Genomic DNA, 12,774 nt, shown 5'->3' with positions numbered 1-12,774 from the left:
CCAACGCCGACGCCGGGTCGACCGGCTCGCGGCCGACCCGGACCACGGCGTCAGGCCAGCTCGAAGCGGTCCAGGTTCATGACCTTGTCCCACGCCGCCACGAAGTCCTGCACGAACTTCTCCCTCGCGTCCCGGCACGAGTAGAACTCGGCCACGGCGCGCAGCTGGGCGTTCGCGCCGAAGACCAGATCGACGGCGGTGGCGGTCCACCTGACCTCGCCCGTGGCACGGTCCCGGCCCTCGTACACGTTCTCCGTGGCCTCCGACGTGCGCCACTCGGTGCCCATGTCGAGCAGGTTGACGAAGAAGTCGGTGCTCAACGTGCCGGGCCGGTCGGTGAGGACGCCGTGCGGGACGTGCCCGGCGTTGGCGTCCAGGCTGCGCAGGCCGCCGACCAGCACCGCCATCTCGGGTGCGGTCAGGTTCAGCATGTACGCCCGGTCCACCAGCCGTTGCTCCGGCGGCACCTTGTCGCCGGGCCGGAGGAAGTTGCGGAACCCGTCCGCGCTCGGTTCGAGCACGGCGAAGGACTCCACGTCGGTCTGCTCCTGGGACGCATCCGTGCGCCCCGGCGTGAACGGGACCGTGACCTCGTGGCCCCCGTCGCGCGCCGCCTTCTCGACGGCCGCGCAGCCGCCCAGCACGATCAGGTCGGCGAGCGAGATCTTCTTCCCGCCGGACTGGCCCTCGTCGAACTCCTGCCGGATGCGCTCGAGAGTCTCCAGCGCCGTCGCCAGCGCGGCCGGTTCGTTGACCTCCCAGCTGCGCTGCGGCTCGAGCCGGATCCGTGCCCCGTTCGCCCCGCCGCGCTTGTCCGTGCCGCGGAAGGAGGCCGCCGACGCCCACGCGGTCGACACCAGCTGCGGGACGGTCAGGCCCGAGTCCAGGAGCCGCCCCTTGAGGGCGGCGACGTCGTCGTCGCCGACCAGCTCGTGGTCGACGGCGGGGACCGGGTCCTGCCACACCTGCGGCTCGGCCACCCACGGCCCGAGATAACGCGAGATCGGGCCCATGTCGCGGTGCAGCAGCTTGTACCAGGCCTTGCCGAACGCGTCGGCGAGCTCGTCCGGGTTCTCGTGGAAACGCTTCGTGATCGGCCCGTAGACCGGGTCGAGCCGCAGCGCGAGGTCCGAGGTCAACATCATCGGGGCGTGGCGCTTCGACGGGTCGTGGGCGTCGGGCACGGTGTCCCGGGCCTCGGGGTTCGTCGGCGTCCACTGCTTCGCGCCGGCCGGGCTCTCGGTGAGCTCCCACTCGTAGCCGTACAGGTTGTCGAGGTACCCGTTGTCCCAGCGCGTCGGCTCGTTGGTCCACGCGCCTTCCAGCCCGCTGGTGAGCGCGTCCGCACCCTTGCCGCTGCCGCAGGTGTTGCGCCAGCCCAGGCCCTGCTGCTCGAGGGGGGCGCCCTCGGGTTCCGGACCGAGACAGTCCGGGCTGACCGCGCCGTGGCACTTGCCGACGGTGTGGCCGCCGACGATCAGCGCCACCGTCTCCTCGTCGTTCATCGCCATCCGGCGGAAGGTCTCGCGGATGTCCCGGGCGGAGGCCAACGGGTCCGGGTTGCCGTTGGGCCCCTCCGGGTTCACGTAGATCAGGCCCATCTGCACCGCGGCGAACGGGCCGGCGAGCTCCCGGTCACCGCTGTAGCGCTCGTCGCCGAGCCAGGTGTCCTCCGGTCCCCAGAAGATCTCCTCGGGCTCCCAGATGTCCTCCCGTCCGAAGCCGAAACCGAAGGTCGTGAAGCCCATCGACTCGTAGGCACAGTTGCCGGCGAAGATGATCAGGTCGGCCCAGGAGATCTTCCGGCCGTACTTCTGCTTGACGGGCAGGAGCAGCCGGCGCGCCTTGTCGAGGCTGACGTTGTCCGGCCAGCTGTTCAGGGGCGCGAAGCGCTGGGCGCCGCTGCCGCCACCGCCGCGGCCGTCCTCGATGCGGTAGGTGCCCGCCGCGTGCCAGCTCATCCGGATGAAGAGCCCGCCGTAGTGGCCGTAGTCGGCCGGCCACCAGTCCTGCGAGGTCGTCATGACCTCCATGACGTCGCGCTTCAGGGCTTCGACATCGAGCGTCGCGAACTCCTTCGCGTAGTCGAAGGTCCCGCCCATCGGGTCGGCCTGCGGCGCGTGCTTGCGCAGCACCGAGAGGTCCGGCTGGTTCGGCCACCAGTCCCGGTTCGTCATCGGCCGGTGCGCCGCCGGGGTCGGGGACGGGATCCGCGGGTTCTCGCTCTCGCTGACGCTCTCGGTCACGTCGGTCCTTCTTCCTGTCTCGCGCTGTCCTTCGGTCGATCGGTGTGCCTTGGTGGGACACCGGCGCGCGCGGTCGTGCCACAGACCGGACAGAGGCCCCAGTAGATGACCTCGGCCTCCTCGATCGCGAAGCCGCGGTCCTCGGCGGCGGTCAGGCAGGGGGTGGCGCCCACGGCGCAGTCGACGTCGGCGATCGCGCCACAGGACCGGCACACGACGTGGTGGTGGTCGTCCCCGACGCGCGCCTCGTAGCGCGACACCAGGCCGGCAGGCTGGATCCGCCGGACGAGGCCGGCCGCCGCGAGGACGCGCAGCACGTCGTAGACGGCCTGGTGGGAGACCTGGACGTGAGCGCCGCGCGCCGCGGCGAGGATCGTGTCCGTGTCGGCGTGCGGGTTGTCGTGCACCGCGGCCAGCACCGCCACGCGCGGGCGGGTCACCCGGAGGGCGACCCCGCGCAGCAAGTGCTCGAACTCCGACGTCGTCGGCACCCGGTCGAGTCTGGTCCCGTTCCTTGAACCACTCAACGCACCGGTCGCAGGTTCGCGGGTCGGCCCACGGGACAGGGCCGCCGGCGCCACGCAGGCGCCGACGCCGGGTTCGGCGGGTCTACCGGAGCGAGGGCCGCTCGCCCGTCGGGGTGGCCGACCGTCGCGCCCGACGGCCACGGCGGGCAGGGGGTTCGTCCCGGTCCTCGGCCGGTGCGTCGGCCTCGTCGGTGTCCTCGGTGTCCTCGGTGTCCTCGGTGTCCTCGGTGTCCTCGGTGTCCTCGGACTCGGCGTACTCGGCGTCCTCGTCCTCGGCGTCGACGGCGTCGGGTCCCTCGGCAGCGTCCTCCGCGTCCTCCGCGTCCTCCTCGGCCGGGGCCTGGGCTCCGGGCCGCCGCGAGGCCGCGAACTGCTCCAGCCACTCGGCGAGCCGCTGGAGTCCCTGCAGGGCCAGCAGGGCGAGCCGCTTGATCAGCTGCAGCAGGACGGCGGCCCTGGCGACGAGGAAGCTGAAGCTCGCCCCGAGGACGGGCTTGACCACCGTGCCGACGGTGCCGACGACGCCCTTCAGCGCGCCGGTCGCCGTCGACGCCAGCCCGCCGACGGCGCCCTGACCGGTCTTCGCCACGCCCGACACGACGTCGCCACCGGTCCTGGCCACACCGGACGCCGCGGCTCCACCGGTGGCGGCGGCGGTACGACCCGTGCCGCCCACGACCTGTGCCGCGCCGGACGCCGCGGCCCGCCCAGTCTGGGCGACGGTTCGCGCGGTCCGTCCGGCCCCCGGCGCGGCCGCCTGACCTGCCCGGCCCGCGGTCCGGCCCGTCTGACCGGCGGCCCGGCCTGCCTGGCCCGCGGTGCGACCCGCTCGAGCGGCCGCCGCCCGGCCTGCCTGCGACGCGGCCCGGCCGGCGGCCGTGACCCGGCGGACACCACCCGTGACGTCCCGGGCGGGCGGCTTCGTCCCTCCGTCGGGCGCGCTCATCCCGGGCGCGCGACGCCGAACCTTCCGCGTGGCGTCGGATGGGCTCTGGTCGTCCGCGCGGGCTGCGTCCCCGCGCTCGTCTCGCGGCCGGTCGGATTCCGTCATCGGTCCGCCTCTCCTCGTCGGAGCCGACGATTACCACCGTTCGGGCGTCGGTATCCCCCTTCCGGCCCGATGACCTGGGGATTTGCGCTGAACGGACGTGTCCGGGGACCCGTGTCCCGCAGCCGCGGAGGACCGAACGCCCCTGCCGTCGGGCGCCCACCTGCCGACAAGATCGCGCGCCGGAGCGGAGGCCGCCGAGCCGGTCGTCGCCCGCCGGCGCGGCTCCGCGCCGCCCCGTCCTCGCCTCGCCGCCCGAATGTGGATCACCACCCGGCGCCCCGGCGAGGAGGCACATCGGATCGAGGTCGTCCTCGTGGCGGAGTACCGAGCCGACCGCCTCCTCCGCCTCCACGAACTCACCTGGCCGGACTGGTCGCAGCTCGTCGGATGTTCGCCATCGCCCACGACAGGAATCGCAGACCGCCATGACAGGTCACGGCAGGAGCGCTCCCACCTTCACGGGATCCGGGCCTCCTGGTTCGATCACCACGATCGCGTCGTCGAAGCCCACCTCGGCGTAGCAGCGGAGCTGCTCGCCGACCGGGCCGAGCTCGGCCGGGTCGGCGAGGGGGAATCGCGCAGACGACGGCTCGTCCGCCACCTGCCGCTCGGAAGCGCCCGAGAGCCTCGACGATCTGGTCGGGGGTGCGGCGATAGGCGGAGGCCAGCCAGCCGTCGAAGTGCCGTGCGGCCTTCTCGACGTTCTTGCCCCACGAGCCGAGGAGGAGCGGCGGGACGCCGGCTCCGGGAGCGAGATCGTCCCGCCCCTCGGCGAGCAGATCCCGCAGCCGCACCACGTTCTCGTCGAACGTGCGGAAGCGGGCACCGAAGTCCCGGTCAAGGAGCGCGTAGTCCGTCTGAGTGGAACCGGGGCTGAGGCCCAGGGTGAGACGATCCCCGCACACCAGCTGCAGCGACTGGATCTTGTGGGCAAGGTCGGCGGGGTGGTGGAGCGGGACCTGGACCGTGGCCGCGCCCAGCTCCACCCCGTCCACGGCCGAAGCCGCCGCCGCCAACGCGACGAAGGGGTCGGGGACGAAGCCGGAACGCCCGATGATCTGCGGCATCCACAGGCTCTCGAAGCCCGCGTCGACCAGGCGCCGGGCCCAGGAGGCGACGCCGTAGGGCGATCCCGACCCCAGGTGGGCGAGATACGCGCCGAGCTTCACAGCCGGGAAGCGGCGAACCGCGCGTACCAACGCAGCGCGTCGGGGTCGTCGACGGAGGCGATGTTCGCCGCCTTCTCCAGCGGCCTGCCGCTCATGAGTTTCTTGATCGGAACCTCGAGCCGCTTGCCGCTCAAGGTGTGAGGCACGGCGGGCGCCTCGAGGATCTCGTCCGGGACGTGGCGAGGCGTGAGCCGGGTCCGCAGCGTCTGCACGATCTTCTGCCGGAGCGGGTCGTCCAGCACGTGCCCCGATGCCGGGACGACGAACAGGCCCAGCCAGTAGCCGTCGTCGGGCCGGTCGACCCCGACCACGAGGGTCTCGCTGATCTCGGGCATGGTCTCGAGCACGTCGTAGAAGTCGCTGCTGCCCAGCCGGACACCCTGTCTGTTCAAGGTCGAGTCCGAACGGCCGTGGATGGCGAGACTGCCGTCCGAGTACCGCGTCACCCAGTCCCCGTGCCGCCACACGCCGGGCCAGGTCTCGAAGTACGACTCCGTGTAGCGCACCGCGTCCGGGTCGTTCCACAGGTACACGGGCATCGACGGCATCGGCTGCGTGACGACGAGGTCGCCCACCTCGTCGACGACCGGATGACCGTCCTCGTCCCAGGCCGCGCAGTCGACGCCGGCGAGCAGCCCGCCGATGCGCCCCACCCGGACCGGGGCGTACTCGTTGGCGCCGACGAACGCGCCCGAGATGTCGGTGCCGCCGCTGGTCGAGTCGATCCGCACGTCCGGGCCGACCTGCTCCATGATCCAGTGGTAGCCGGCCGAGGGCAGCGCCGAGCCGCTGATCATGATGTGTCGCAGCCGCTTCAGGTCGTGCTCCTGCCGGGGCGAGACCCCGGTGTTCGCCGTCGCGGTGACGACGGCGGCGCCGAGCAGCAGGACGTCCGCCTGGGTGCGGGCCGCGACCTCGAAGACCGCGCCCGCCGGGTGGCCGGGGCTGCCCTCGTACAGCACGATGCTCGCGCCCTGGGCGAGCGCGCCGAGCTGCATGTTCCACAGCGCCCAGCCGGTCGAGGTGAAGGTGAACATCCGCTCGCCCTCACGCAGGCCGCAGTACAGCCCGGACCACAGCAGACCCTGCAGCGTCATCCCGCCGTGGCCGTGCACCAGGCCCTTGGGCAGGCCGGTGGTGCCGGAGGTGAACAGCACCCACAACGGGTGGGAGAACTCGACCTGCTCGAACTCGAGCGGCGCGTCCTCGGCGAGAACCGAGTCCCACGGAACCGCATCCGCAGGTGCAGGCCGGTCGAACACGTACGGGACGTGCACGAAGTGCCGCACCGTCGGGAGCTTCTCGCGCAACTGCGCGACGACGTCGGCGCGGTCGATCTCCTTGCCGTTCCAGTGGTAGCCGTCCGAGGCGATGAGCACGGTGGGCTCGAGCTGCGCGAGCCGGCCGACGGTGCCCTCGGCGCCGAAGTCCGGGGAGCAGCAGGACCACACCGCGCCGACCGCGGCGGCGGCCAGGAGCCCGATCACCGCGTGCTCGGTGTTGGGCAGGTAGGCGCAGACCCGGTCGCCGGGGCGCACGCCCGCCCGTCGCAGCCAGCCGGCCGCCGCCGCGACCGACCGGCGCAACGAGCCCCACGTGATCTCCCGCGCCGGCTCGCCGCCCTCCCGGACACACAGCAACGCCACCGAGGAGTCCGCCCCGTGGCGCAACGCGTGCTGCGCCCAGTTCAGCCGTGCCCCGGTGAACCAGCGGGTGTGGGGCATCGGGTCGGCGGTGCGCACCTGCGTCCACGGCGCGGAGAACTCGACGCCGTAGTGGTCGACGACGGACAGCCAGAACCGGTCGAGGTCCTCGACCGACCAGGCCCAGAGGGCGTCGTGGTCGGCGAACGGCCGCCCCTCGCGCCTCTCCAGCCAGTCCAGGTACTCGCGCAGCGCGGAGCCCTCGATGCGGGCCGCCGTCGGGCTCCAGAGCATGTCGGTCATCCGTACCCCCTCACCGTGCGACGGGCCCGGCGGGACCGGGCCCGTCGCACATGGTCACACGAGGGACGCGGTCAGCCCGCCGTCGAGGACGTAGTGGCTGCCGGTGACCCACGACGCCCGGTCCGACGCGAGGAAGGCCGCCACCTCGGCGATGTCCTCCGGGGTGCCGAGCCGGCCCTGCTTCATGGCGACGAGGTCGCCGAAGGGGATCTGGGTGGCGGCCTCGAAGTCCGGCACGAGCCGCTCGACCATGGCGGTGTCGGCGAAGCCCGGGCAGACCGCGTTGACCCGCACGCCCGTCGGCCGCATCTCCACCGCCGCGACGCGGGTCATCTGGATCAGCGCCGCCTTGGTCGCGCAGTAGGAGCCGAGCAGCGGGCTGCCGCCGATGCCGGCGATCGAGGCGATGTTGACGACGTTGCCCTTCGACTCGATCAGGTGGCCGATGGCCGCCTTCATCGCGACGAACGGACCGCGCACGTTCACCGCGTAGATCTTGTCGAAGCTCTCGGTCGACTGCTGCAGCAGCGGCGAGGAGACCTCGATCCCGGCGTTGTTGACCAGGACGTCGAGGCCGCCGAGCAGGTCCACCGCCTGCTGCACCGCACCCTGGACCTGGCCCTCGTCCGTGACGTCGCAGTTGGCGACGCCGACGGCCCCGATCTCGTCGGCCGTCTGCTTGGCCGCGTCGGCGTTGATGTCACTGACGGCGACCCGGGCGCCGCGCTGCGTGAACAGCGTCGCGATCGCCTTGCCGATCCCGGCACCGGACCCGGTGACGAAGACCCGCTTACCCTCGAGTTCGGGCATCTCTTCCTCTCACTTCGTTGTGGGGTGGAACAGGGGCTCAGGAGGCCTCGACCTTCGGCATGATGTCGTTCTTGATCCGCTTGAGGTCGTCGAGCGTCTTGGACACCGGGACGTCCGCGAACGGCGGCCAGAACATCGGCATCGTCATCCCGGCCTCCTTGTACGCCTTGAGCTTGTCGGTGATCTGCCGCTCGCTGCCCGCCAGCAGGTTCGTGACCTTGCCCGCCGGCGAGTCGTCCAGGTCCACGTCCGTGATGACCGTCCAGATCATGCTGCTGATCTCGAGGTCGCCGATCTTGCGGTGGCTCCCGATCGCCTCGAGCTCACGCTCGATCCCACCGCGCCAGGTGGCGATGTCCTCCGGCGAGTCCTGGATCCCGATCCAACCCCTGAGGTCGTACTTGCTGACGCGCTTGGCCGCGCGCGCCGGGTCCTTGAGACCGGAGAAGTAGATCGGCAGCGGGTCCTGCAGCGGCTTGATCCCGAACCCGCAGCTGTCGAAGTCCGCGAACTCGCCGTGGTACTCGAACAGCTCGTTGTTCCAGATGCCCTGCATGACCTCGATCGTCTCGCGCACGTGCTTGTGCCGCTTCGGGAAGATGTGGGCGGCGCTCGCGGCCGCGAACTCCTCCGGCATCCACCCGGACCCGACGCCGACGTTGAGCCGGCCGTTCGAGAGGTGGTCGATCGTGGCCATCTCCGCGGCCAGGACGCCCGGGGCGCGGAACGGGGTGTCGATGATGCTCATGCCGATGCGGACCTTGGAGGTCTTCGCCGCGAGCCACGGGATGAGCGGGTAGCCCTGGAACCACTGGCCCCGCGAGGACACCGGCAGCGCCCTGGGCAGGCCCTCCATCATGCCGAACGAGTACTGCAGCTCCTGCCTGTCCGACGCCTCCGGCACGACGATCCGGTCGAGCGTCCACACCGAGTCGAAGTCGAGCTCCTCGGCGAGCGCGGTGAGGTCCTCCAGCTCCTTGATGGTCACCTTGTCACGGAAGTTGGGCAGGTAGAGAGCGAGTTTCATGAGGTGCCGCCTCCTTGCGGTACTGCGGTGAGAGTCGTGCGGATCTCGGTCTTGAGGACCTTGCCGATGGTGGACCGGGGGAGATCGGGCCAGATCTCGATCTGCTTGGGCGCCTTCACGCTGCCGATGCGCCGCTTGACGAAGGCGATCAGCTCGTCGACGTCGATCACGGTGTTCGGCTGGAGCTGGACCACGGCGGTGACCCGTTCGCCCCACTTCTCGTCCGGCAGGCCGACGACCGCGCAGTCGCGGACGGCGTCGTGGGCCATCAGCGCCTGCTCGACCTCGGCGGAGTAGACGTTGAACCCGCCGGTGATCACCATGTCCTTGGCGCGGTCGACGATGTGGAGGAAGCCGTCCGCGTCGAGGTAGCCGACGTCGCCGGTGTGGTGCCAGCCGTGGGCGGACGCCTCGGCGGTGGCCTCGGGGTTGCGGTAGTAGCCGGCCATCACCAGCGAGCCCCGGACGCAGATCTCGCCCCGCTCCCCGCGCGGGACGGGCGCGCCCTGCGGATCGAGGATCGCCACCGTGACCAGCGGCGAGGGCCGGCCGGCCGAGGACAGCCGGTCGGTGGCGATCGCGCCGTCGGGCAGGCGGTGTTCGGCCGGGGACATCGTCGAGATCATCATCGGCGCCTCGGACTGCCCGAACAGCTGTGCCATCGGTCCGATGCGGTCGAGCGCCTCGGCCAGCCGGGCCACCGACATCGGCGCCGCGCCGTACCAGAAACACTGCAACGACGACAGGTCCGTGCGATCGAGCGCCTCGTGAGCGAGCACCATGTAGATCAGCGTCGGGGGCAGGAACGTGTGGGTGACCCCGTGCCGCTCGATCAGCTCGAGGAACCGCCCGACGTCCGGCTTCGCCATGATCACGACCTCGCCGCCGCGGGCGAGGATCGGGAAGCACAGCACGCCGGCGGCGTGGGTGAGCGGGGCCTGCGCCAGGTACACCGGGCGACCCTCGAAGGGGTAGCTCATCAGGGTGATCGCCGACATCGCCTCGAGGTTGCGGTCGGTGAGCATGACGCCCTTGGGGCGCCCCGTGGTGCCGCCGGTGCCGACCAGGGCGACGACGTCGTCGGGCTGGGTGGCCTCGGCCGGCGGGTCCTCGCGCGCGGCGTCGAGCCAGTCGTCGAACCGCTGGGCGAGCACGTCCTTCTCGCCGAGCCGGACGAGCGTGGTCAGCTTCGGGAGTTCGGGGGCGATCTCGGCGACCAGGTCGTCGAAGGCCGGCTGGAAGATCAACGTGGAGCAGTCGAACAGGTCGAGCAGCTCGGCGTTCTCCCCCGCCGCGTTGCGCGGGTTGATCGGGCACCACACCGCCCCCGCGCGGGCGATGCCGAAGACGCAGGAGAACGCGGTCGGGTCGTTGGCCGAGAGGATGCCGACCTTGTCCCCGGGCTCGACGCCCGAGCGCCGCAGCGCCCTGGCCACGGCGTGGGAGAGCCCGACGACCTCGCCGTACGAGAGGGACGCGCCGTCGAGGGTCAGACAGGGCGCTCCCGGATCGAGGGAGGCGCCCTTGTCCAGGTAGAAGGTCAGCGACATCGTCGTCCCTCGATCGTCGTCGGCACCGGTGCTGACAGGGACGACCGTGGCCTGATCTTGGACGCTTGTCAAGATTTCCTTGGACGAGTGGTCAGGAAATCCGCTCGATGGGTATCGTCCCGGTATGCCCAGCTCCGGCGCCGTGCGGCTGCGGTCCCGCGTCGACAAGTTCGAGGACCGCCGGCGCGAGCTCGCCGACGCGGCGTTGCTGGCCTTGGCAGAGCTCGGCTACGCGCGCACCAGCCTGCGCACGATCGCGGACCACACGGAGTTCTCCCACGGGCTCCTGCACTACTACTTCGCCGACAAGAGCGACCTGATCACCTACTGCGTGCAGCGGTACAAGGACGCCTGCGTGCAGCGGTACGAGGGCCTCGTCGCCGAGGCGTCCACACCCGCCGAGCTCGCCGTGGCCTGCGGGGACGGGCTGGCCGCCACGCTCGCCGACGCGCCGCTCCTGCACCGGCTCTGGTACGACCTGCGCGCGCAGTCCCTGTTCGAGGAGGCCTTTCGCGCGGACGTCGCCGAGATCGACGGCCGCCTGCAGGACATGATCTGGCGCCTCGTCCTCGCCTACGCCGACATCACCGGCACCGAGCCGACCTGCACGCCCTCCGCGGCCTACGCGATGTTCGACGGGCTGTTCCAGCAGGCACTGCAACGCCACCTCGCCGGCGCGGAGTCAGCCCTCGACGATCTCCGGGACGGCTGCCGCGACCTGCTGCCGCGGCTCTTCGTCTGACTCGGCGAGGTGCTCGACCGGCAACGGCTCGCCCGGCCGGCGTCGCGCGTGACGACCACGGCCCGCCGTCACGGGATCAGCTCAGGGGCGGATGGCCATGGGCGACCGGCTCACCGGCGATCCATTCCTGCAGCTGCGGTCCGAGCGCACCGTGCACGTGGACGGAGACCATCTCGGCGAGCGTGGGGACACGCCGGAGAAGCTCGGCGCAGTGCTGGTTGTGCGCGAAGGCTGCCCGCTGGTCGGCGTACTCCTCGAGGACGACGAACTCGTGCGGATCGGCGCCGGTGAACCAGGCGTAGCGCAGGGTGGCGGGCTCGTCGGCCGCGGCGTCCTCCAGGGCGCGCGCCACCTCGATGAACTCCTCGCGCTTGCCGGGGAGGACCCGCAGTTCGGCACGAATCATGATCGCCATCGACGCCTCCGGCCGGACCTGCCGCACCGACAGCAGCGGCACCCCGAGATCACGGATCCTGGCCAGCGCGCCGTGCAAGGCGGCCTGGTCGGCCAGTGGCCCGGTGAGCACGGTCTGCCCCGCCGGGCCCTCGGTGGCCACGAGCCCGTCCAAACAGGCCGACCAGGCGTCGTCGAGCACGGCGTCCACCCGGATCTCGTAGCACGTCGGTCCCCCGCTCATCCCGAGTCCGCCAACGCGGAACGCGGCGGGCGCCCGGGGCCCCGCTTGCGGGCGATCACCGCGCCGCGGTCGACGATCTCGCCGCCCCACACCCCCCACGGCTCCCCTCGGCGCACGGCCCCGGCCAGGCACTCCGCACGGACCGGGCAGGGCCGGCAGAGCCCCTTCGCCCGCTCCAGGTCGACGGGCGAGACCGCGAACCACAGATCGGGGTTCGCGTCCTGGCACGGCAGGGCGAGGCCGGCCCGTCCCGGAGCGGCGCGCCGGCGACGCCGGATGTCCACCGGGGTGCTCCGCGGGGAGACGGTCGCTGTCGTGGGCATCGCCCACCTCCTTCCGGACCCCGGCGACGGTAGGCGGACCGGCCGCCACCGGGATCACGCGAAGGTGGGACGCGCGGTGGCATCTCGCGACCACCACCCTCGTCCGTCAGGACAGCAGCCCCAGAACACGGGCCCGGGCGACCGCCTCCGTGCGGTTGGTGGCGGCGAGTTTGTCGAGCACGTGGGTCACGTGGCGTTTGACCGTGTCGACGGAGATCACGAGCTCTTCGGCGATGGCGCGGTTGGGCCTGCCGTCGGCCAGCAGGGAGAGGATCTCCGTCTCCCGGGCGGTGAGCGGCTCGACCAGACCGGGGGCCGCGACCGCGCCCCGCCGGGCGGCAGGCAGCAGCGGACGGCCGCTCCGGTCGAACGCCCCGCTCAGCGCGGACAGGAAGGTCTGCGGGACGGCCCGGCCGCCGTCGAGCCGCTCCAGGCGCCGGCCGACGAGCAGCTCGCGCAGCAGCGCGGCCGCGGCGGCACCCTCGTCGACGAACACCTGCACCTGCCGGTGCGGCGCGGCCAGGGCGAGAGCCTCGACCAGGAGCGTCGACGCGGCGCCCGCGGCGCCGAGCTCCGCGTGGGCCAGCGCCTGGAGGACCCGGATCTCGACGACGCTGCCCGTGCGGTGCTGGGCTTCGGCCAGGTCGTGCCACCCGGTGAGCAGCCGGACGGCCTGCTCCGGCCGGCGGCGGACGAGGAGGCGGGCCAGGAGGAGGTACTCCGGTTCGCGCGGGTAGTACGGATCC

12 protein-coding genes are annotated in these 12,774 nt (G+C 72.1%); 1 reads left to right on the top strand and 11 read right to left on the bottom strand.

Annotated features, from left to right (window positions below):
* Positions 1-50: 50 nt before the first annotated feature.
* The 8 genes from katG to LWC35_RS34435 form a co-directional block, all read right to left on the bottom strand.
* Positions 51-2,246: a catalase/peroxidase HPI gene (gene katG, locus LWC35_RS34470; RefSeq protein WP_232874695.1), complete on the bottom strand. Its 2,196-nt coding sequence runs from the start codon at positions 2,244-2,246 to the stop codon at positions 51-53.
* A complete protein-coding gene (locus LWC35_RS34465) occupies positions 2,243-2,737 on the bottom strand; it encodes a Fur family transcriptional regulator (protein WP_232874694.1) in 495 nt (164 codons plus the stop codon). Before LWC35_RS34465 ends, katG begins: the two co-directional genes overlap by 4 nt.
* Before the next feature lie 118 nt (positions 2,738-2,855).
* Entirely contained in the window at positions 2,856-3,395 is a 540-nt protein-coding gene (locus tag LWC35_RS34460; protein WP_232874693.1) for a hypothetical protein, read from the bottom strand.
* A 785-nt stretch (positions 3,396-4,180) separates the two neighbouring features.
* Entirely contained in the window at positions 4,181-4,993 is an 813-nt protein-coding gene (locus tag LWC35_RS34455) for an LLM class flavin-dependent oxidoreductase (protein WP_232874692.1), read from the bottom strand.
* On the bottom strand, positions 4,990-6,939 hold the full coding sequence (locus tag LWC35_RS34450) for an acetoacetate--CoA ligase (protein WP_232874691.1): 1,950 nt from the start codon (positions 6,937-6,939) through the stop codon (positions 4,990-4,992). The genes LWC35_RS34455 and LWC35_RS34450 overlap by 4 nt, the downstream gene beginning before the upstream one ends.
* A gap of 54 nt (positions 6,940-6,993) precedes the next feature.
* Entirely contained in the window at positions 6,994-7,749 is a 756-nt protein-coding gene (locus LWC35_RS34445; RefSeq protein ID WP_232874690.1) for an SDR family NAD(P)-dependent oxidoreductase, read from the bottom strand.
* A gap of 37 nt (positions 7,750-7,786) precedes the next feature.
* Positions 7,787-8,776: an LLM class flavin-dependent oxidoreductase gene (locus LWC35_RS34440; protein WP_232874689.1), complete on the bottom strand. Its 990-nt coding sequence runs from the start codon at positions 8,774-8,776 to the stop codon at positions 7,787-7,789.
* Complete coding sequence (locus LWC35_RS34435) at positions 8,773-10,326, bottom strand: acyl-CoA synthetase (RefSeq protein ID WP_232874688.1); 1,554 nt, start codon at positions 10,324-10,326, stop codon at positions 8,773-8,775. The genes LWC35_RS34440 and LWC35_RS34435 overlap by 4 nt, the downstream gene beginning before the upstream one ends.
* A gap of 124 nt (positions 10,327-10,450) precedes the next feature.
* Here LWC35_RS34435 and LWC35_RS34430 point away from each other — a divergent pair, with 124 nt between their 5' ends.
* Positions 10,451-11,068, top strand: coding sequence for a TetR/AcrR family transcriptional regulator (locus LWC35_RS34430; protein ID WP_232874687.1), 618 nt, complete (start codon positions 10,451-10,453; stop codon positions 11,066-11,068).
* Between the two features lie 76 nt (positions 11,069-11,144).
* Here the strand turns inward: LWC35_RS34430 and LWC35_RS34425 are convergent, their stop codons facing one another.
* The 3 genes from LWC35_RS34425 to LWC35_RS34415 form a co-directional block, all read right to left on the bottom strand.
* Positions 11,145-11,705, bottom strand: a complete 561-nt coding sequence (locus LWC35_RS34425) for a putative quinol monooxygenase (RefSeq protein ID WP_232874686.1) — start codon at positions 11,703-11,705, stop codon at positions 11,145-11,147.
* Entirely contained in the window at positions 11,702-12,028 is a 327-nt protein-coding gene (locus LWC35_RS34420) for a WhiB family transcriptional regulator (protein WP_232874685.1), read from the bottom strand. The genes LWC35_RS34425 and LWC35_RS34420 overlap by 4 nt, the downstream gene beginning before the upstream one ends.
* A 106-nt stretch (positions 12,029-12,134) precedes the next feature.
* Positions 12,135-12,774: helix-turn-helix transcriptional regulator (locus tag LWC35_RS34415; protein WP_232874684.1), on the bottom strand; the 640-nt coding region annotated here is incomplete at its 5' end.

Source organism: Pseudonocardia kujensis (genome assembly GCF_021283305.1).
GTDB classification, from domain to species: Bacteria; Actinomycetota; Actinomycetes; order Mycobacteriales; family Pseudonocardiaceae; genus Pseudonocardia; species Pseudonocardia kujensis.
Note: the sequence above shows the minus strand (reverse complement) of the source record. Positions and strands in the feature narration are given on the sequence as shown.